This is a genomic window from Kocuria sp. WRN011, assembly GCF_002295155.1.
GTDB classification, from domain to species: domain Bacteria; phylum Actinomycetota; class Actinomycetes; order Actinomycetales; family Micrococcaceae; genus Kocuria; species Kocuria carniphila.
Genome location: NZ_NSGI01000006.1, coordinates 1 through 21,016, shown reverse-complemented (window position 1 = coordinate 21,016; position 21,016 = coordinate 1). Strand labels below are relative to the sequence as shown.

Genomic DNA, 21,016 nt, shown 5'->3' with positions numbered 1-21,016 from the left:
TCAGAATGGAGGCTCAGAAGACGGCAATCTCAGTCGAACCAGTCAGCCGAGGTCAGTCCAGGAGGGCTCGCTCATCTCGGGAGGTGTTCAGCCACGGCGCTCGCATGCAGTCGGGGCCGAGGTCCGCGATGGAACCGGCGCCCATGAGCAGCATGTTGGTGCGGATCTGCTTCTCCAGCAGCTCGATCGCCCGGGTCACACCCTGCTGTCCACCTGCCATCAGGCCGTAGAGGTAGGCCCGCCCGATCAGCACGAAGTCCGCACCCGCACACAGGGCCGCCACAACATCGGTGCCGGACATGATGCCCGAATCCAGAATCAGCGGCACAGCCGGACCGACTTCCGCGCGGATCTCCGGCAAGCTCGTCAGCGTCACGGGCGCCCGATCCAGCTGGCGGCCGCCATGGTTGGACACGATCAACCCGTCGGCGCCCACGCTCATGGCGCGGCGAGCATCCTCGGCGGTCAGGATGCCTTTGACGAACAACTGCCCGTCCCACTCCTCGCGGATCCACGCGAGGTCCTCCAGAGACAGGCTCGGATCGAACATCTTGCCGATCAGCTCCGCCACCATGTGGGATGTGTCCGCCAAGGACGCGAACTTCAGAGAGTCGGTCGTGAGGAAGTTGAACCACCACTCGGGCCGGTAGGAAGCATCTAGGACGGTCTTGGGTGTCAGCTTGGGCGGGATGCTCATGCCGTTGCGGTCATCGCGCAGCCGATTTCCGGGCACGGGAGTGTCCACGGTGACGATCAGGTTCGTGTACCCGGCGGCCTTGGCCCGCACGATCAGTTCGCGTGAGGCCTCGTGATCGCGCCACAGGTACAACTGAAACCAGCGGGCGGCATCGGGGGCGGCGTCGCGGACTTCTTCGATCGAACGGGTACCCATCGTCGAGAGCGAGAACGGGATCCCGGCCTCGGCAGCCGCCTTCATTCCCCCGATCTCACCCTCGCTGTGCATGAAGCGGGTGAAGCCGGTGGGCGCGATCCCGAACGGCAGGGCGCTGCGGTACCCGGCGATCTCCGTCGAGAGGTCCGCCTCAGCGGTGCCGTGCAGGATTCTGGGCAGCAGCTCCACGGACTCGAAGGCCTCGCGGCTGCGCTTGTACGTCAGTTCCAGGCCGGCCGCGCCGTCCACGTAGTCGAACGCGGGCTTGGGGGTACGACGCCGCGCAATCGCCCTGAGTGCCTCGATATCGGCAGCCTTCGCGAGCCGAGCGGCCCTGCGGTCAGGATTGAACTTGCCGAACTGCATGAGCGGCTTGAGTTCGGAAATTTGGGGCAGTCGTCGTTCCACGGCCACATCCTCTCGTAGATCACGTCTTTGAATCCGAACCTAACACCGGAGGTACCGGGAGGCAGGAAAGGAAGCGAGCGGCGTCGTCGTCGAAAGAACCAAAAGCCCGGGCACGCGAAAGGGCACGAGGTCAAAGACCCCGCGCCCTCGCGCTGCTGAGAACCGGACTAGATGTTGAAGCCCAGGGCGCGCATCTGATCGCGCCCGTCCTCGGTGATCCGCTCGGGACCCCACGGCGGCATCCAGACCCAGTTCACGTGCCACTCGTCAATGATGGTTCCCAGGTTCTGCGAAACCTGTTCCTCGATCACGTCCTGCAGCGGGCACGCTGCCGTGGTCAGGGTCATGTCCAGGCGCAACGAATTGTCGTCCTGGTAGACCAGGCCGTACAGCAGGCCCAGGTCAACAATGTTGACACCCAGCTCGGGGTCGATCACGTTTTCCAACGCGGTCTTGACCTCGGCCAGGGACGGCTGACCGTTGGGGCCCGGGGCCTCAGTGGTGACTGTCTCGGTGGTTTCGCTCATATGGAACCCTCCTCAAGCGAAGTGGTGGAAAGCTGGTTACTTGGCCACGCTCATGTAGCGGTCGTAGCCTTCTTCTTCAAGGCGATCGGCCAACTCGGGGCCACCCTCGTCCACAATGCGGCCGTCCGCGAAGACGTGCACGAACTGCGGCTTGATGTAGCGCAGGATGCGGGTGTAGTGGGTGATCAGCATGATGCCGGTGTTCTGCTCGGTGAGCGCACGGTTCACGCCTTCGGAGACGACCTTGAGAGCATCCACGTCAAGACCGGAGTCGGTCTCGTCCAGCAGAGCGATCTTCGGGCGCAGCAGCTCCAGCTGGAGGATCTCGTGGCGCTTCTTCTCGCCGCCGGAGAAGCCTTCGTTGACGTTGCGCTGGATCATGGCCGGATCGATCTTCAGCTTCTCCATGGAAGCCTTCATGTCCTTGGTCCAGGTGCGCAGCGAGGGAGCCTCGCCGTCGATGGCGGTCTTGGCCGAACGCAGGAAGTTCGAGGTCGTCACGCCGGGGATCTCGACCGGGTACTGCATCGCCAGGAACAGACCGGCGCGGGCGCGCTCGTCCACGGACATCTCCAGGACGTTCTGGCCGTCCAGGGTCACGGACCCGGAATCGACCTGGAACTTGGGGTGACCGGCAATGGTGGAAGCCAGAGTGGATTTACCGGAACCGTTGGGGCCCATGATCGCGTGCACTTCACCGGAATTGATGGTGAGGTTCACGCCCTTGAGGATGGGCTTGGTGGTCTCGTCGTCCAGGATGACGGACGCGTGGAGGTCCTTGATCTCCAATACAGACATGCGGTGATTCTCCTTGGGTAAAAGTTTTAGTGGGCGGTCTACGAGTCAGTTCTCGTGACGCGCGAGCTCTTCTTCAACGCTGTTACGCAGCTGTTCCTCGATGGACTCCACGCCGATCTGCTGGATGATCTCGAACAGGAAGCCACGAACCACCAGGCGGCGGGCGTCTTCCTCCGGGATACCGCGAGACATCAGGTAGTAGAGGTGCTCATCGTCCAGCTGACCAGTGGTGGATGCGTGACCAGCGCCGGCGATCAGGCCGGTTTCGATCTCCAGGTTGGGAACGGAATCCATGCGGGGACCGTCGTTCAGGATCAGGTTGCGGTTGAGCTCGTAGGTGTCGGTGCCCTCGGCCTCGGCGCGGATCAGGACGTCGCCCACCCACACGCCGTGCGCGTTCTCGCCCTGCAGCGCGGACTTGTAGGTCACGCGGGAGCGGCAGCGCGGCTGCGAGTGGTCCACGAACAAACGCGACTCGAGGTGCTGGCCCTCGTCCACGAAGGTCAGGCCGTACATTTCCACGTTGCCACCCTGGGCGGCAAAGCGGGTAGACGGCGTGACGCGCACCAGATCTCCACCGAGTGAGATCAGCACGTGCTTCAGGGAACCGTCACGCTGGATCTTCGCCTGCTGAGCGGACGCGTGCACCGAGTTGTCGTCCCATTCCTGGATCGACACGACGGTCAGCTTGGAGCCCTCGCCCACCTGGAACTCGACGTTCTGGGACAGCACGGCCTGGCCGCGGTGCCGCAGCACCACCAGGGCGCTGGAGTTGGCACCGGTCTCGATCACGATGTGCTGAGCCGCCGGGTCCATCGACGAACCGTTGATGTCGACCAGCAGCGGCTGATCGGCCTCGACGTTGGCCGGGACGGAGATGACGGTGGCCTCGGAGAAGGCGCTCCACGCGTTGGCGGAAACACGATCCTCCGGGATGCCTGCCTTACCGATGCGAGCGTCGTCGCGCCCCACGGTGGTCACGGTGACTTGGCCCTCGCCCGAGACGACCTCGACGGCGGGTGCCGCACCGGTCAGCTCAGTCTCGTCCAGGCCCTTGAGGCGCTTGAGCGGAGTGAACCGCCAGTCCTCGAGCTTGGAGGTCAGCTTGGGGAATTCTTCCACCTTGTAAGAGGAGAAACGGCCCGCGCGGGAGGAGTCCGGGACACCGGAGATGTCACCGTGCTTGGTGTGCTTGATCTCCGGCTCACCGGCCTGGTTGCGGCCCTCCTGGAGGACCTCACCTTCCTGGCTCATGCCCGGAATGGCAACGCGATCCTCACCCGTGGGGACACCGTCCACCTTGTCGGCGGCTTCTTTACCGTGTCGTACGGTCTGGTCGGTTGTGGACATATCAGCCAACGGATCCTTCCATCTGCAATTCGATCAAGCGGTTGAGTTCAAGGGCGTACTCCATGGGCAGCTCGCGGGCGATCGGCTCCACGAAGCCGCGCACGATCATGGCCATGGCCTCTTCTTCGGCCATACCGCGCTGCATGAGGTAGAACAGCTGCTCCTCGGACACACGGGAGACCGTGGCCTCATGGCCCATGGTGACGTCGTCCTCGCGGATGTCCACGTACGGGTAGGTGTCCGAACGGGAAATGGTGTCCACCAGCAAGGCGTCACACACCACGTTGGACTTGGAGTGCTTGGCACCCTCACGCACCTGGACCAGACCGCGGTACGCGGAACGGCCACCGTTACGAGCCACCGACTTGGAGACGATGGAGGATGAGGTGTTCGGAGCAATGTGCACCATCTTGGAACCGGTGTCCTGGTGCTGGCCCTCGCCGGCGAACGCGATGGACAGGGTCTCACCGCGAGCGTGTTCACCGGTCATGTAGACGGCCGGGTACTTCTGGGTGACCTTGGAGCCGATGTTGCCGTCGACCCACTCCATGGTGGCACCCTCGTGTGCAATGGCGCGCTTGGTCACCAGGTTGTACACGTTGTTGGACCAGTTCTGGATGGTCGTGTAGCGAACGCGAGCGTTCTTCTTGCAGATGATCTCCACCACGGCGGAGTGCAGGGAGTCCGTCTTGTAGATCGGCGCGGTGCAACCCTCGATGTAGTGAACGTAGGAGTCCTCATCGGCAATGATCAGGGTGCGCTCGAACTGGCCCATGTTCTCCGTGTTGATACGGAAGTAAGCCTGCAGCGGGATGTCCACGTGAACACCCTTGGGCACATACACGAATGAACCGCCGGACCATACGGCCGTGTTCAGCGCGGCGAACTTGTTGTCGCCCACCGGGATCACGGTGCCGAAGTACTCCTCGAAGAACTCCGGGTGCTCCTTCAGCGCGGTGTCGGTGTCCATGAAGATGACGCCCTGGCGCTCCAGGTCCTCACGGATCTGGTGGTAGACCACCTCGGACTCGTACTGAGCGGCCACACCGGCAACCAAGCGGTTACGCTCGGCCTCGGGGATGCCCAGCTTCTCGTACGTGTTGCGGATGTCCTCGGGCAACTCTTCCCACGAACCGGCCTGCTGCTCGGTGGAACGCACGAAGTACTTGATGTTGTCGAAATCGATGCCGGACAGGTCCGCGCCCCACGTGGGCATGGGCTTGCGGTCGAAGAACTTCAGGCCCTTCAGGCGCAGGTTGAGCATCCACTCGGGTTCGCTCTTCTTGCCCGAGATATCACGGACCACATCGGCGTCAACGCCGCGGCGTGCCGAGGCACCGGCGTCATTCTTGTCTGCCCAGCCGTACTGGTACTGGCCGATCCCCTCGAGCTCCGGGTTCATTTCCAGGATCTCGGAGATCACGGTGTCTTCTGGCTTGTTACCCGCGGTGTCTGCGGGAACGGTGCGCTCAGTCATGACAACCCTCCTTTTCGTGCGGTTGTTGGTTAGTTGTGGTGGTCGATGCCGTTGAGCGGCGCTGCAACGGTACGTGTGTGGTGCAAACATGCGCACCGGCGGCCATGGTCGACAGCCTGCGCACGTCCACGCCCAGCAACTGGGCGATCATGGACGTTTCCAGTTCGCAAAAATCGGGGTATTCCGTGGCGATTTCACGCACGGGGCAGTGGCCCTGGCACAGCTGGGCCGAGCGCATGCTCACGCCCTTGGGACCTCGGGGGGTCACCACGGTGTGGGAGGCGGCAAAGCCATCACGGCTCATTTCGGCGGTCAAGGCGTTGAGGCGATCTTCGACGTCGGGCCCGGCCGCGTTGATCACGGGACGGTACCTTTCCGACATCTCCTGGATGCGTTCGGCCACGAATTCGTGGACCAGTTCTTCGCCGCCGGTCTCCTCAAGGGTGTGCATGGCCTTGCGGGCCAGGCTGAGGTAGTCGTTACCGAGTTGGTCGTGGCCTTCCGCGGCCACCACGTAGCGGCGCGCGGGACGACCGGCACCGCCCTGGGTGGTGCGGACCAATGACACTTCAATGATCTGTTCGGCCTCGAGGGCGTCCAAGTGTCGGCGCACAGCAGCCGGAGTGAGCCCCAGATCCTTGGCAATCTGCGCCGCGGAGACGGGACCGTGAGCAAGCACCAGAGACAGCACCCGCGAACGAGTGGTCTCGTCGTGGTCTGCGCGCACCGGAGTGGCGTGTTCCGTTGCTTGGGAACTCATACTGTGTGGGACATCCTCAGGATTGATTGCGTTGCGGGCCTTGTCGATGCTCGGCCTCTGGTCACGATCCACACCTGGGCGGATCTGCAATACACAACAAGGATATGCGCTAATCCATTCCCAATCCAACACGGCCCTCCGATCCGCGAATGGGAGCCGTCTCACACGAGAGGTTCGGGTGTCACCGCATAGACTGTCGTGGTGCTGAACCACCCTGCTCCCACACAGTCTGCACCGGATTTCGACGCCGGTTCCCAGGTTCCGGCTCTCCACATCACGGATCTGTCCAAAAAGTTCGAGCGCAGGGGTCGGCAGGTGCACGCGGTGCGCGGGCTCAGCATGGCGGCCCACCGCGGGCAGGTCACTGCACTCCTGGGAGCCAACGGCGCCGGCAAAACCACCACATTGCAGTGCGCTCAGGGTCTGTTGCGCCCGTCGTCGGGCACCGTACGGCTGCTGGACGAAAACCCGTGGCAGGCCTCGCCAGAACTGCGTGCTCGCGTGGGCGTCATGCTGCAGGACGGTGGACTCCCCCAGGCCGTGCGCCCCATGGAATTACTGCGCCATGTGAGCCGGCTGTACAAGGAACCCCGGCCGGTGAACGAATTGGTCGATTTATTGGGTATCGAGCCGTTCGCCACCACCTCGATCCGGCGCCTGTCCGGTGGCCAGCGCCAGCGCGTGGGACTGGCCGCCGCGCTCATCGGCCGCCCCGACGTCCTCTTCCTGGACGAGCCCTCCGCGGGTCTTGATCCCCAGTCGCGTCAGATCGTGTTCGACCTGATTACCCAGTTACGCGATGCCGGCACCTGCATCATTTTGACCACCCACCTCATGGACGACGCCGCTCGGCTGGCCGACTACGTCTACATCGTTCATCACGGCTCGGTCGCCGCGCAGGGAACGGTGGCGGACCTGGTCAGCGCGGAACAGCACGCGCCCGTGGTCATGACCGTGACGTTGCCCGAGGCCCGTGCTAGGGACTTGCGCGAGCGCCCACCGTGGCAGGCAGAGTCCTTCCGCGACATTGAATGGACCGTTAAGGACCGCACCGTGACACTCACGGGTGAACTTACGGCACCCCAGATTCGCGACATCACGGAATGGGCCACCCTGGATGATTCCGTTCCCGAAGCCCTCTGCGTGCAGCCCCGTTCCTTGGAGGACGTGTTCTTGGAAGTCTCAGGAAGTGATCCCCGATGAGCACTCTGGCCCCAGCCGCTCAACAGTCCACTCGCGCCGCGAGCCTACCCACCCGGGTCGCGGCACAGGCCCGCTACGAGACCGTCACCATGGTGCGCAACGGGGAGCAGTTCCTGCTGCTCATCATCCTGCCGATCCTGGCACTGATCGGTCTCACGGTCACGGACCTGCTCGATTCGTTCCGGCCCGACGGCGCCACCCGCCTGGACGTTGCCGTCCCCGGCGTCCTGGTGCTGTGCGTGATCTCCAGCGCGTTCTCGGGACAGGGCATTCAGACCGGTTTCGACCGTCGCTACGGAGTGCTGCGGTATCTATCCACCACTCCCCTGGGCCGCGGCGGGCTGATCGCCGGGAAGCTCCTGGCAATCATCGTGGTGCTCGCCCTGCAGTATCTGCTGATCGGCGGAACGGCCGTGTTCATGGGATGGCGGCCGAATCCGATGGCCGTACTCGGCTCCATCCCGTTGCTTCTCCTCGTGGCCGTCGCGTTCACCGGAGTGGGCATGCTGATCGCGGGCACGCTGCGCGCCGAGGCCACCCTTGCGATCCTCAATCTTGTGTGGGTCGCGCTTGCCGCCGGTGGAGGCGTGCTGTTCCCCACCTCCGCGTTGCCGGGTTGGATCTCCTGGCTGGTCGATCTGCTGCCCTCCGCTGCTGCGGGTGAGTTGCTCCGCAGCTGTTTCCTGGCAGGCCAATTCGCCCTACTGCCCGCTCTGATTCTGGCCGTCTGGGCTGTGCTCAGCTGGGCCGCGACCGTCAAGTGGTTCAAGTGGGTCTAGGCCCACCCTGCTGTTCAAACCGCTGTGCGCTCCGTTGCGTGCTTCGAGGCCCAGGCTGACACCCGAATCGACGCTCGATCCGTTGAGCTGATTCCCCGGCTCGGCCGCTAGACTTTCCCTACCTCATCCACCAGCATCTGGAAGCACCGCCATGTCTGCCACCGTCTCCCCGTCCGCCACCGACAACTTCTGGTGGCCTTCCACCGTGACCCCCTGGGTCCGCGCGCTGGCCATCGCGTCCCTGGTGGCCAACAGCCTCCTGATCCTCACCGGTGGTCTGGTCCGGCTCACCGGCTCCGGGCTCGGTTGCCCCACATGGCCCCGCTGCACCGACGATTCTTGGACCAATACCCCGGAAATGGGCATCCACGGACTCATTGAGTTCGGTAACCGCTTGCTCACGTTCGTGCTGGCGGTTGTCGCCGTCCTGACGTTCATCGCCGTATTGCGCCTGCGTCACGAGTTCCCCCGGATGTTTCTCTTCGCCTTGCTCCTGGGCATCGGCATTCCCGTGCAGGCGCTGATCGGTGGCATCACCGTGCTGGTACAGCTGCACCCCTTGGTGGTGGGTGTGCACTACATCGTCTCGGCCATCATGATCTCGCTGGCCACGCTCCTGGTTCTCGATACGCGCAGAGCAAGCCTGGCCACCGTGGCCTACGCGCAACGCCCCGGTCAGCTCCCCGGACGAGAGAAGACCGTCCGCATTCTCGCCACGGCCGTGGGTGTGCTGTCCGCAATGATCCTCTACGTGGGCACCCTGGTCACCGGCACCGGCCCCCACGCCGGCGATGAGGACTCCGCCCGTCTCGCCTTCGAACCCCGTCTGATCACCTTCACTCACGTGGTTCCCGTGTACTTGATCGTCGCCGCTGTGATCGTCGCCCTGATCCTGGGCATGAAGCAGAACTGGCCCAAGGTCCTCGTCCGCGCGTACATGCTGCTGGCCGGTGTCCTGGTGCTGCAGGCCCTGGTCGGTTACTACCAGTACCTCAACAACGTGCCGATTTTGTCCGTGGCCATCCACATGGTGCTTTCGGCCATCATGATCTGGGCAGCCACTCGCGTGTGCTCCATCAGTTTCCAGGTCACCAAGGATCCCACCGAGGCCAACGCCGATCGCGCCCTCGCCCGCGACAGCGACGTCACGGAGCCGGTCCTCTAATTCAGCCAGCAATCACCTGAGGTGCCGTTAGAGCCTTTCCGCGCAAGCAGAGAGGTCATAACGGCACCTCTAGTGTTTGGCGAAGTCTTAACGACACATCAAATGCTCAGAACCCCTGTCCCGCGGATCATTTCTCAGGTGTTGGAAGAACCGCCGCTTACACCTGAGGTGCCAGAGGAACCCTCCAGGGGCGGCAGAAAGGTCGCAACGGCTCCTCAGGTGTCATGAAGGGTTCTAAGGACCCCTCATATGTCGGGCCACGTACCCGGTACCGAGCGGCGCGAGGCGACCGAGCGGCGTCGTCGATCGAAAGTGGTCAGTCCGCGATGTGTGGGGCGGCGGAGCGCAGTTGTTCCACGGCGTCGGCGAGGAGGCGCTTGCTGCGGGTGGGAATCGGCAGCAGGGGGCGACGAGGTGCGCCGGTGCGGACTCCGCACACTTCGGCCAGGGCGTAAAGCGCGGACAGTGGGCGTTCGTAACCCATGAGCTGCATGAGTGGCGCCAACGTGGCGCTCCACAACGCGGCCTCGTTGGCGCGATGGTGGATGACCGCGCGGTGGAAGGCCACGAACTCGGGAGCCAGCAGCGCCGCCATGCCGGTGTGCCACGGGGCCATCGGGTAGTCGGACACAATGATCTGGTCGCCACTCACCCCGTGGACCGTGGTGGGATCCGCTCGTTGGGAGTAGAGCAGCTGCCGCGAGTGGAAGAGCCGACCCGTGGCCACGGTGTCCTTGAAGGCCACCACGTTGTCCAGCCAGGACAATTCCGCGGCCAGCTCCACAGGGTAGTTGAAGCCCGTGGTCTCCGGGTTGTTGTACAGGCACAGCGGCAGCGACAGTGAGGACGCAACCGTCTCGACCTGATCCGCAATCTCCTGCGAAACCAGCGGAATGTAGCTGAGGGGGTTGAGCACCAGCCCGTCCGCGCCGTTGTTCTCCGCCGCGTAGGCCATGGTCATGACCTCGCGGGTGGTCATCGCGGAGATTCCGACCCCCACGGGTGTTTCCGAGCCCGACGCCGCGTCAACGGCCACCTTGACGACCTGGGCACGTTCTTCGGCGCTCAAGTACGCGAAGCTGCCGGAGGTTCCCAGGACCACCACGCCGTCCACGCCGCTGCGCGCCAACTTGGCCACGCTGAGCTCCAATGACTCCAGGTCCAAACCGCCGCCCGGCAAGAAGGGCGTGATGGGGTAGGCAATGACACCGGAAAAAGTCATGGACTGCATGGAGCTAGTTTAGGTGAGCCTTACACGGATTCCGTGACAAGGAACGACGCCCGCGAGTCAGGAAGTCCGCGCAGCGGGTACCGTCAGTCCGCGCCCGGCCAGTTGGTGGCGGCGGGTCAGGAACCGAGGATCAGAGAATCGGGCCGCCGATGAACGGGTCGAGAGCCACGCCCACGAACACGAAGGTGATGTAAGCGATGGAACCGTGGAACACGAACATCGCCTGCTTGAGGGTCGGCTTGCCGCTCTGCGCCATGGAGTGCAGTTTGTGGCAGTGGTACAGGAACCAGCCGCCGGAGGCCAGAGCGATGAGTGCGTACACCCAACCGGCGCCACCCACGGGAACCAGCAGCAGCGAGCAGATGACGGTGGCCCAGGCGTAGAGCACGACCTGAGCGCCCACCGATCGGGCGGTATCCACGGCGCCCAGCATGGGGACACCGGCGCGGGAGTAGTCCTCGGCATATTTCATGGACAGCGGCCAGTAGTGCGGCGGGGTCCACAGGAAGATGAACATGAACAGCACCAGGGCCGGCCACTCAATGGTGTCGCGGACAGCGGCCCAACCGATGAGCACCGGCATGCAACCCGCAATGCCGCCCCACACAATGTTCTGCGCGGTGCGGCGCTTCAAGATGATGGAGTAGAACACGGCGTACAGCGCAATGGCGATGACACCGAGCACGCCACACAGCACGCTGACGCCAATGGTCAGCCACGCGACCGCCACCGCGGACAGCACCCAGGCGAAGATCAGGGCTTCACGATCACCCACTTCACCGGTGACCAGCGGACGCCGCGCGGTGCGCTTCATCAGGCGGTCTTCGTTGCGGTCGATGTAGCAGTTGAACGCTCCGGCCGCGCCGGCCGCAAGGCTGCCGCCGATCAGCGTGTTCAGGATCAGCCAGAAATTGGGCATGCCCTGCTGGGCGAAAATCATGGTCGGTACGGTGGCGACCAGCAGAAGTTCGATGATGCGGGGCTTGGTGAGCGCCACGTAAGCCTTGATCTTGCGCCCCGCGGTCATGGGCCCCTCGTACCCCACCGGCGCTACCGTGCCGATGGAAGAGCCGGTGGCACCGTGGCCGTGAGAGGCCTGCGATGCGCTTCGACCCGACTGTGCCGCGGTATCAAGGGGGTTCACAGAATCAATGCTCCAACTAATCGAATCCGGCGCCGTGGTATTTCGAGCCGTACGGGGCAGATACCGCCTTCCGAACGCGTACCTATACCCACACAGAAGTATAGCCGTCATAATGCGTAATTTCCGGGTGATCAACAGCACGTCCGGGCACGTGATTCACCGATAGCACAAGACACTGACGCCGCCTCGGCTGCGGGACTAAGGTTAACGCTGAAACCCGTGTGGTCTGGCCGACGCGACGTCGTCGAGCCCCAGGCCGCAGTGGAGTACCGCACCGATGAAAGGGACTTGCCACCGTGCCGAACCTTGAGCAACCGCTGAACTGGACCGAACAGGACGCCCGCGCCGTGGACACCGCGCGTGTACTCGCCGCCGACGCCGTGCAGAAGGTGGGCAACGGTCACCCCGGCACCGCCATGTCCCTGGCGCCCGTTGCTTACATGCTGTTCCAGAAGATCATGCGTCACGATCCCAGTGACGACCGCTGGACGGGCCGCGACCGGTTCATCCTCTCCCCCGGCCACACGTCACTGACGCTGTACCTGCAGCTGTTCTTCTCCGGTTACGGCCTGGAAATGGACGACATCAAGTCCTTGCGCACCTGGGGCTCCAAGGTCCCCGGTCACCCCGAATACCGCCACACCACCGGCGTGGAGATCACCACCGGCCCGCTCGGCCAGGGCCTGGCCTCCTCGGTGGGCTTCGCCTACGGCCAGCGCTACACGCGCGGCTTGTTCGACGCCGACGCCGCTCCCGGCACCTCGCCGTTCGACCACAACATCTTTGTGATCGCCTCGGACGGTGACTTGCAGGAGGGCATCACCTCCGAGGCATCGTCACTGGCTGGCACCCAGGAGTTGGGCAACCTGGTCGTGATCTACGACGACAACAACATTTCCATCGAGGACGACACCAACGTGGCGTTCAACGAGGACGTCCTGGGCCGTTACGAGGCCTACGGCTGGGACGTGGCCCGTGTTGATTGGCGCAACGGCGGCGAGTACAAGGAAGACCTCGACTCGCTATACAACGCCATCGTCTCGGCCACCAAGGTCAAGGACAAGCCGTCCATCATCGCGCTGAACACCATCATCGGTTGGCCCGCGCCCAAGAAGCAGAACACCGGCGCCATCCACGGCTCCGCCTTGGGTGAAGAGGAGGTCGCGGCCGTCAAGGAGATCCTCGGTTTCGACACCGCCGAGTCCTTCGTGATCGAGCCCGAGATCTTCAAGCACGTGCGCTCCGTGGCCGAGCGCGGCAAGGAAGAACGCGCCGAGTGGGAGAAGTCCTTCGCCGCGTGGCGTGAGGCCAACCCGGACAAGGCCGCCCTGTACGACCGCATCCGTGAGGAGCAGCTGCCCGAGAATTACGCTGCCGCCTTCCCGACCTTCGAGGCGGGCAAGGACGTGGCCACGCGTAAGGCTTCCGGCCAGGTCATCAACGCCATTGCCGACACGTTCCCCGAGCTGTGGGGCGGTTCGGCAGACCTCGCCGGCTCCAACAACACCACGATCGACAACGCCAAGTCCTTTATCCCGGCCAACCGCTCCACCGACATGTGGGACGGATCCCCGTACGGTCGTGTGCTGCACTTCGGTATCCGCGAGCACGCCGCGGCAGCAATTGTCAACGGCATTGTGATGAGCACGCAGACCCGTGCGTTCTCCGGTACGTTCCTGATCTTCTCGGACTACCAGCGCCCCGCGGTTCGCCTGGGCGCGCTCATGAAGGTGCCGTCCATCTATGTGTGGACCCACGACTCGATCGGTCTGGGCGAGGACGGCCCCACACACCAACCGGTTGAGCAGTTGTCCGCGCTGCGTGCCATTCCGGGCCTGGACGTCGTGCGCCCGGCGGATGCCAACGAAACCGCTGTCGCGTGGCGCACCATGCTCGAGCACCACGACCGCCCCGCCGGTATCGCGCTGACCCGTCAGAACCTGCCGACCTTCGCCCGTGTGGATCTCCACCCGGACGCCGAGGGCGAGAAGTTCGCCTCCGCCGAGGGCGTGGCCCGCGGTGCGTACGTGATGGCCGACACCGAGTCCACCCCGGACGTTGTGCTGATCGCCACCGGTTCCGAGGTCGAGTTGGCCGTCGCCGCACGTCAGCAGCTGGCCGAACAGGGTGTAGCCGCTCGCGTGGTCTCCATGCCGTGCCGCGAATGGTTCGACGCCCAGGACGAGGACTACCGCGAATCCGTGATCCCCTCGGACGTCAAGGCCCGCGTGAGCGTGGAAGCCGGCGTCAAGATGTCCTGGAACGACATCCTGGGCGACGCCGGACGCGCCGTGTCCCTCGAGCACTTCGGTGAGTCCGCCGACTACAAGACCCTGTACCGCGAGTTCGGCATCACCGCCGAGGACGTGGTCAGCAAGGCTCAGGAGTCCATCGCCGCCGCGCGCTGATTCTCCCCCTTGCCGTGCGTGTGCGGCTGGCACGACCGGCCGCGCCCGCACGGCACCACCAGAATTTCCAGCAATGAGTTAGGAAGTCACAGTGAGCACTCCCACCAAGAAGTTGTCCGACGCAGGCGTTTCCATCTGGCTCGATGACCTGTCCCGTCAGCGGTTGACCAGCGGAAACCTGCAGGAACTGATCGACACCAAGAACGTTGTGGGTGTCACGACCAACCCCACGATTTTCGCCTCGGCTCTGGCCAACGGTGAGTCCTACGCGGAGCAGGTCTCCGAGCTCGCCCAGTCCGGCGCGGACGTGGACGAGGCCGTCTTCACGATCACCACCGACGACGTCCGCGACGCGTGCGACGTCTTCGCTCCGATCGCCGAAGCCACCCAGGGCGTGGACGGCCGCGTATCCATCGAGGTGGATCCCCGACTCGCCCAGGACGCCGACGCCACCGCAGCCATGGCACAGCGCCTGTCCCAGACGATCGACCGCCCCAACGCGCTCATCAAGATCCCCGCGACCGAAGCAGGCCTGCCGTCGATCACGGCAACCATCGCGGAGGGCATCTCGGTGAATGTGACCCTGATCTTCTCGCTGGAACGCTACCGCGCGGTGATCAACGCGTACATGCTGGGCTTGGAAGAGGCCCTCGACAACGGCAAGGACCTGTCCACCATCCACTCCGTGGCCTCGTTCTTCGTGTCCCGCGTGGACAGCGAGATCGACAAGCGACTGGACGCCGTCGGCACCAACGAGGCCAAGGCGCTCAAGGGCAAGGCCGGCTTGGCCAACGCCCGCCTCGCCTACCAGATCTACGAAGAGCAGTTCACCACCGAACGTTGGAAGCGTCTGGAAACCGCGGGTGCCAATGCGCAGCGTCCGCTGTGGGCCTCCACCGGCGTCAAGGACCCGACCCTGCCGGACACCCTGTACGTGACCGAGCTCGTGGCTCCCAACACGGTGAACACCATGCCGGAGAAGACCCTGGACGCGACCTTCGACCACGGTGAGGTCACAGGGGACACCGTCACCGGCACCTACCAGGAGTCCAACGAGCTCCTGGATGCGATCGCCGAACAGGGCATCTCCTACCAGGACGTGGTGGATCAGCTCGAGACCGAGGGCCTGGACAAGTTCGACAAGTCCTGGGACGAGCTGCTGGAGACGGTGCGTACCGCCCTGGACAACGCCCGCTGATTCACTGACCGCCAACCCACCAGCACGCATCGCACCCACGAGGAGGCTCTTCATGAGCTCACTGTCATTGTCTGCGGCAGGCGCCGCGCGTCAGGCCATCGAATCCAAGGTTCCAGGCTTGGTCGAGGAACAGTTTGCGTCCAAGCTCTTCGACAAGGACCCCACCCTGTGGGGGCCCGCGGCCGAAGAGGAGGCCAAGATTCGCCTGGGCTGGACCGAGGCCGCAACGGTGTCTCGTCCCCTCGTGGCCGAGATCCTGCAGTTGCGCGATGATTTCGCATCCGAGGGGGTCACGCGATTCGTACTGGCGGGCATGGGCGGTTCCTCCCTGGCGCCCGAGGTCATCACCCGCTCCGAGGGGGTTGAGCTGTTCGTGCTGGACTCCACCGATCCCGAAATGGTGCAGTTGGCGTTGCAGGACCTGGACAAGACCGCCCTGGTGGTGTCGTCCAAGTCCGGTTCCACCGTGGAGACCGATTCGGCGCGGCGTGCGTTCGTCGCCGCTTTCGAGAAGGCCGGCATTGAGGCGCGGCAGCGGATCGTGGTCGTGACCGATCCGGGGTCGCCCATGGACGGTTCCGCACGGGAGGCCGGCTACCGCAAGGTCTTCAATGCCGACCCCAACGTGGGTGGCCGTTTCTCCGCGCTCACCGCGTTCGGTCTGGTTCCCTCCGGCTTGGCCGGGGCAGACATCGAGCAGCTCCTGGACGACGCCGAGGAAGCCGCAGAATTCCTCAGCGATGACGACGAGGACAACATCGGCCTTCGCCTGGGCGCTGCCTTGGGCGGCACCAAACCGTTGCGCGACAAGATCGTGATCGTCAACGACGGCGCTCCAGTAGTTGGTTTCGCGGATTGGGCCGAGCAGCTGATCGCCGAGTCGACCGGCAAGTCCGGTACCGGCGTGCTCCCCGTGGTCGTGTCCGAAGGCGCGCCGGAGCTGTCCAGCGGCGCAGCCGACATTCTTGTGGTATCCCTCGTCTCGGAGGACGCCGAGCCCGTGGACAACGGCGACGCCGTGGCCATTTCCGGTTCCTTGGCCGCCATGATGATGGCCTTCGAGGTGGCCACCGCCGTGGCCGGTCAGTTGTTGGGCATCGATCCCTACAACCAGCCGGACGTGGAATCCGCCAAGAACGCCACCCGTGAACTGCTGGCCTCGTCCCCCGAGCCGACCCCCGCAGAAGCGACGGACGGCTCCATCGAGATCCGCGGTTCCGAGCAGGTTCTCCAGGGCGCCACCACGGTTCCCGAGGCTCTCAAGGCCCTTCTGGATCAGTTGCCCGAGGACGGTTACGTCAGCGTGCAGGCCTACTTCGACCGTTTGGGCTGGGCGGAACTTGAGAAGATCCGGCCGGTGTTGGCCGAGAAGACCGGTCGCCCCGTCACCTTCGGCTGGGGACCCCGGTTCCTGCACTCGACCGGTCAATACCACAAGGGCGGACCGGCCCAGGGCGTCTACCTGCAGATCACGGCCGCCACCGACACGGACGTGGACATCCCCGAGATCCCGTTCTCCTTCGGCGAGCTGATTTCCGCCCAGGCCGACGGTGACGCCAAGGTCCTCACGGATCACCACCGCCCGGTCTTGCGCTTGCGTCTGACCGACCGTTCGCCCGGCGTCGAGCAGCTCCTGAAGGCCGCAGCCGAGCTCTAAGATCGTTACCATTCATAGTTTTCCGGTCGCCGCGGACCGGGGCATTACGCAATCGTCGTAATGCCCCGGTCCGTTGGTCCGGATGAGTCAGGGAGCATTGTGCCTCACCACAACACCAGCAATCCGCTCCGGGATCCCCGGGACCGGCGCCTGACGCGAGTCGCGGCGCCGTCGTCCTTGGTGCTTTTCGGCGTGACCGGCGACCTTGCCAAAAAGAAGCTGCTGCCGGCCATGTACGACCTGGCCAACCGCGGTTTGCTGCCGCCGTCGTTCTCGCTGGTGGGTTTCGGCCGCCGCGAATGGGACGACGCGCAGTTCGCCGAGTACGTCAAGGAATCGATCGCGGACAACGCCCGCACCCCGTTCAACGAGGCCATGTGGGAGCAGTTCGCGTCCGGCTTGCGTTTCGTGCACGGTAATTTCGACGACGACGCCGCCTACGAACGTCTCGCCGAGACCCTCACCGAACTCGACGAGTCCCGTGGTACGCGGGGCAACCACGCGTTCTACCTATCGATTCCGCCCAAGGCCTTCGATGTGGTGTGTCAGAAGCTGGCCGACCACGATCTGGCCGACAGCAACGGCAGCGAGGGCTGGCGTCGCGTGGTCATCGAGAAGCCGTTCGGCCACGACCTCGAATCCGCGCGCGAACTCAACGCCATTGTGGAGCGCGTTTTCCCAGCGGACAGCGTCTTCCGCATCGACCACTACCTGGGCAAGGAGACGGTGCAGAACATTCTGGCGCTGCGCTTTGCCAACCAGATGTTCGAGCCGCTGTGGGATGCCCGCTACGTGGATCACGTGCAGATCACCATGGCCGAGGACATCGGCATCGGGTCGCGCGCTGGCTACTACGACGGCGTGGGTGCTGCCCGCGACGTGATTCAGAATCACCTGCTGCAATTGCTCGCGTTCACCGCGATGGAGGAGCCGCCGGCGTTCTCCGCGCACCACTTGCGCCGCGAAAAGGCGAAGGTCCTGGAGTCGGTGATCCTGCCCGAGGATCTCGGCGCGTATTCGGCGCTGGGCCAGTACACGGCTGGACTGCAGGGTGGTGCCGAGGTCAAGGGGTTCCATCAGGAACAGGACATCCCTGCGGATTCCCGCACCGAGACCTATGCGGCCCTGCGGCTGGAGATCAACAACCGCCGCTGGTCGGGCGTCCCGTTCTACCTGCGCGCGGGTAAGCGGCTGGGCCGCCGGGTGACGGAAATCGCCGTGGTATTCAAGAAATCGCCCAACCTGTTGTTCCGTTCCCCGGACAAGGACGACTTCGGTCAGAACGCCATTGTGATCCGCATTCAGCCGGATGAAGGCGTGACCATTCGTTTCGGCTCCAAGGTTCCCGGCACCCAGTCCGAGATCCGCGACGTGACCATGGACTTCGGCTACGGCCATGCCTTCACCGAGTCCAGCCCGGAAGCATACGAGCGGCTGATTCTGGATGTCCTGTTGGGCGAGCCGCCGCTGTTCCCGGACCATTCCGAGGTCGAGCTGTCCTGGAAGATCCTTGATCCCTTCGAGGACTACTGGGCCGAGCACCACATCAGGCCTGACGCTTACGCACCGGGGTCCTGGGGCCCCGAAACCGCGGATCAGCTCATGGCTCGCGACGGACGTGTCTGGAGGCGACCGTGATCGTACAAATGGAAAACACCACCACATCGACCATCGAGAAGAAGCTGCACTCGCTGCGGGACGAAAACGGTGTGGTTACGCTGGGCCGCGTGCTCACGCTGGTGATCCTGGCCCGCGCGGGCCACTCGGAAATGGCGATCGAGGCCGCGAACTTCGCGAGCCACGAGCACCCCTGCCGGATCATCGTGCACGTGGCGCATTCCGCGAATGAGGCCACCCGCTTGGACGCCCAGCTGCGCATGGGCGGGGACGCCGGTGCCTCCGAAGTGATCATCCTGCACGGCTACGGTGAACTGGCCGAGCCCACCGAGACCTTGATTTCGGCATTGCTGCTGCCGGACGCGCCCATTGTGGCGTGGTGGCCCCATGACTTCCCGGACTCCCCCGGCGACTCGTCCATCGGTAAGATCGCCCACCGCCGCATTACCGATTCCGCCCGGGCGGATGACCCGTTCAAGTCACTGCAGCAGCTGTCCCAGCAGTACCGCCCGGGTGACACGGACCTGGCGTGGACCCGCATCACGAGCTGGCGGATCCAGCTCGCGGCGGTCTTCGATCAGATCGGTGCCGTGCCGGTCCGCGAGGTCATTGTCGAGGGTGCCGAGCGCTCCCCGTCCGTCGTTCTCATGGGCGTGTGGCTGGCCAATGCCCTGGGTTGCGAAGCGAAGTTCATCACCCAGACCGAACGGCCCGGGATGGACCGGGTCACCCTGGTCACGGACGATGGCCCCATCGAACTGCACAGACCCGGCAATACGGTGGCGGTTCTCAAGCAGCCCGGTCAGCCCGATCAGCAGATCGCCATGCCGGTCCGCGACCTCAACGTGTGCTTGGCCGAAGAACTGCGTCGGTTGGATCCGGACGAGGTCTACGGAGACGTGATCACCAAGGCCATGGTCAGTGCAGAGTTGGAAGAGGCCGTCGAAGACGCAATGGATGGAGAAGAGTCCCAGTGAACCACGCCCGCATTGTCCCTCACGGCAGTCAGGAGCAGCTCGCTCAGGAGACCTCACGACGCGTGATCACCGTGCTCGAGCAAGCCCAGGATGAGCGCGGCGAGGCCACACTGGTCCTCACCGGCGGCAGCATGGGCAACAAGGTGATCCAGGCGATAGCCAACGACCCGGACTCCGCCCTGGTGGACTGGTCGCGCGTCAACGTCTGGTGGTCCGACGAACGGTTCGTGCCCGGCGCCGACTCCGAACGCAACGGGGTCCAGGCCGCCGACGCCGCCCAGGGCCAGTTGGATCTCGAATGGGACCGGATTCACCCCATCGCCGCCTCCGACGAGATGTCGACTGCCGAGGAAGCCGCCGCCGATTACCGCGAGGAACTCGCCACCGCGGCCGAGCAGGAAGGGTCGGATAGCGGACTCCCGTACTTCGACCTCATGCTGCTCAGCCTGGGTCCGGACACTCACGTGGCATCCTTGTTCCCGGGCCGAGAAGAGGTCACCGTGACCAGCACCCCTGTGATGGCGGTGCATGACTCCCCCAAACCACCCCCCACACGAGTGACCATGACTCTTCCCGCGATCAATTCGGCGGAACGAGTGTGGTTGTTGGTGGCCGGCAGCGCCAAGGCCGAAGCCCTCGCGGCCATCCGTGACCCCGAGGCCACCCCCCAGTCCGCCCCCGGCAGCGCCGCCCCCGGCAGCGCCGTCCGCGGAACCGAGGAAACTCTGCTGCTCGTCACCGAAGACGCCCTCCCCGGTCTCCCCCAGGACCCCGAGGGCTAAGGGACCGCTCTTCCTCATGCTCCCGCGCTGCACCCGCGCACCTTGGTCGGAGCTAGAACCCTCCACTGCACCTGAAGCGTAGACAGGCCCTCTCCCGTTTCCACGTCATGTTCACCTCTAACGCGCCTCAGGTGCCGGGAGAACCCACCGCTACACCTGACGGGCCGGTAGAACCCCTCCAGTGGCTCAGAAGGGCTCTACCGGCCCGTCAGATGTCATCATCGGTTCCGGCGGCACCTGAGGCGTGGGTAGACATTTCTGGCAGAGGATCGCTTCTAAAACCCTTGTAGCTCTGCGAACGTCTGCCAAAAATGTCACCGCCGCGAAGCCGTGCCTGGAATGTCCGCACCCCTTCCAACACCGACTGGCGTCAGAGTTCCTGACCATTTCGGCGCAGGTTCTGACTCCACCTGACGTGTCCATGAGGGCTCCATCGCCACCTGTTACGGGGCACGCTCAAGAACTTCAGCGCCGATGAACATTTCTGGCAGAGGATCGCTTCTAAAACCCTTGTAGCCCTCATTGTCAGACTGGTTGTGAGTCATGGTGGTCATGACCGGTGAGGGGGTTGAGATGCCGATTTCTGCTGGGTATACCGATGATGAAGTTCGTGATCTGGTGTTTGAGTACGTGGGGTTGGCTC

General features: G+C 64.3%; 17 protein-coding genes. 9 read left to right on the top strand and 8 right to left on the bottom strand.

Annotation, left to right across the window (positions count from 1 at the left end):
• Positions 1 to 52: 52 nt before the first annotated feature.
• From CKW39_RS09365 to CKW39_RS09340, 6 genes are all read right to left on the bottom strand, one after another.
• The gene (locus CKW39_RS09365; RefSeq protein WP_095798092.1) at positions 53 to 1,300 is read right to left on the bottom strand and encodes an alpha-hydroxy acid oxidase; all 1,248 of its coding nucleotides are present in this window, start codon (positions 1,298 to 1,300) and stop codon (positions 53 to 55) included.
• Positions 1,301 to 1,467: 167 nt separating this feature from the next.
• The gene (locus CKW39_RS09360) at positions 1,468 to 1,827 is read right to left on the bottom strand and encodes a metal-sulfur cluster assembly factor (protein ID WP_095797880.1); all 360 of its coding nucleotides are present in this window, start codon (positions 1,825 to 1,827) and stop codon (positions 1,468 to 1,470) included.
• 36 nt (positions 1,828 to 1,863) lie between these two features.
• The gene (gene sufC / locus CKW39_RS09355) at positions 1,864 to 2,625 is read right to left on the bottom strand and encodes a Fe-S cluster assembly ATPase SufC (protein WP_095797879.1); all 762 of its coding nucleotides are present in this window, start codon (positions 2,623 to 2,625) and stop codon (positions 1,864 to 1,866) included.
• Positions 2,626 to 2,670: 45 nt separating this feature from the next.
• Positions 2,671 to 3,975, bottom strand: a complete 1,305-nt coding sequence (gene sufD, locus CKW39_RS09350; RefSeq protein ID WP_095797878.1) for a Fe-S cluster assembly protein SufD — start codon at positions 3,973 to 3,975, stop codon at positions 2,671 to 2,673.
• Position 3,976: 1 nt separating this feature from the next.
• Complete coding sequence (sufB, locus tag CKW39_RS09345) at positions 3,977 to 5,452, bottom strand: Fe-S cluster assembly protein SufB (RefSeq protein WP_095797877.1); 1,476 nt, start codon at positions 5,450 to 5,452, stop codon at positions 3,977 to 3,979.
• Complete coding sequence (locus CKW39_RS09340) at positions 5,445 to 6,212, bottom strand: metalloregulator ArsR/SmtB family transcription factor (protein WP_254049352.1); 768 nt, start codon at positions 6,210 to 6,212, stop codon at positions 5,445 to 5,447. The genes sufB and CKW39_RS09340 overlap by 8 nt, the downstream gene beginning before the upstream one ends.
• 204 nt (positions 6,213 to 6,416) lie before the next feature.
• Between CKW39_RS09340 and CKW39_RS09335 the strand changes: the two genes are divergently transcribed.
• From CKW39_RS09335 to CKW39_RS09325, 3 genes are all read left to right on the top strand, one after another.
• Positions 6,417 to 7,415 carry an ABC transporter ATP-binding protein gene (locus CKW39_RS09335; protein ID WP_371514730.1) on the top strand — a complete coding sequence of 333 codons (999 nt, stop codon included), beginning with the start codon at positions 6,417 to 6,419 and terminating at the stop codon, positions 7,413 to 7,415.
• Positions 7,412 to 8,194, top strand: a complete 783-nt coding sequence (locus CKW39_RS09330) for an ABC transporter permease (RefSeq protein WP_095797876.1) — start codon at positions 7,412 to 7,414, stop codon at positions 8,192 to 8,194. The genes CKW39_RS09335 and CKW39_RS09330 overlap by 4 nt, the downstream gene beginning before the upstream one ends.
• 151 nt (positions 8,195 to 8,345) lie before the next feature.
• Complete coding sequence (locus CKW39_RS09325; protein WP_095797875.1) at positions 8,346 to 9,359, top strand: heme A synthase; 1,014 nt, start codon at positions 8,346 to 8,348, stop codon at positions 9,357 to 9,359.
• A 316-nt stretch (positions 9,360 to 9,675) separates the two neighbouring features.
• Here CKW39_RS09325 and CKW39_RS09320 read toward each other — a convergent pair whose 3' ends face one another.
• Positions 9,676 to 10,590 carry a dihydrodipicolinate synthase family protein gene (locus CKW39_RS09320; RefSeq protein WP_095797874.1) on the bottom strand — a complete coding sequence of 305 codons (915 nt, stop codon included), beginning with the start codon at positions 10,588 to 10,590 and terminating at the stop codon, positions 9,676 to 9,678.
• Between the two features lie 130 nt (positions 10,591 to 10,720).
• On the bottom strand, positions 10,721 to 11,617 hold the full coding sequence (locus tag CKW39_RS09315) for a heme o synthase (RefSeq protein ID WP_095798090.1): 897 nt from the start codon (positions 11,615 to 11,617) through the stop codon (positions 10,721 to 10,723).
• A gap of 413 nt (positions 11,618 to 12,030) precedes the next feature.
• Between CKW39_RS09315 and tkt the strand changes: the two genes are divergently transcribed.
• The 6 genes from tkt to pgl all read left to right on the top strand — a co-directional run bounded on the left by tkt (position 12,031) and on the right by pgl (position 20,373).
• On the top strand, positions 12,031 to 14,142 hold the full coding sequence (tkt, locus tag CKW39_RS09310; protein ID WP_095797873.1) for a transketolase: 2,112 nt from the start codon (positions 12,031 to 12,033) through the stop codon (positions 14,140 to 14,142).
• A 91-nt stretch (positions 14,143 to 14,233) separates the two neighbouring features.
• Positions 14,234 to 15,340: a transaldolase gene (gene tal, locus CKW39_RS09305; protein ID WP_095797872.1), complete on the top strand. Its 1,107-nt coding sequence runs from the start codon at positions 14,234 to 14,236 to the stop codon at positions 15,338 to 15,340.
• A 52-nt stretch (positions 15,341 to 15,392) separates the two neighbouring features.
• Positions 15,393 to 16,997, top strand: coding sequence for a hypothetical protein (locus CKW39_RS09300; RefSeq protein ID WP_095797871.1), 1,605 nt, complete (start codon positions 15,393 to 15,395; stop codon positions 16,995 to 16,997).
• A 60-nt stretch (positions 16,998 to 17,057) separates the two neighbouring features.
• On the top strand, positions 17,058 to 18,635 hold the full coding sequence (gene zwf, locus CKW39_RS09295; RefSeq protein ID WP_173674305.1) for a glucose-6-phosphate dehydrogenase: 1,578 nt from the start codon (positions 17,058 to 17,060) through the stop codon (positions 18,633 to 18,635).
• Positions 18,632 to 19,591 carry a glucose-6-phosphate dehydrogenase assembly protein OpcA gene (locus CKW39_RS09290; protein WP_095797869.1) on the top strand — a complete coding sequence of 320 codons (960 nt, stop codon included), beginning with the start codon at positions 18,632 to 18,634 and terminating at the stop codon, positions 19,589 to 19,591. The genes zwf and CKW39_RS09290 overlap by 4 nt, the downstream gene beginning before the upstream one ends.
• Positions 19,588 to 20,373, top strand: coding sequence for a 6-phosphogluconolactonase (gene pgl / locus CKW39_RS09285; RefSeq protein ID WP_095797868.1), 786 nt, complete (start codon positions 19,588 to 19,590; stop codon positions 20,371 to 20,373). The genes CKW39_RS09290 and pgl overlap by 4 nt, the downstream gene beginning before the upstream one ends.
• Positions 20,374 to 21,016 lie beyond the last annotated feature (643 nt).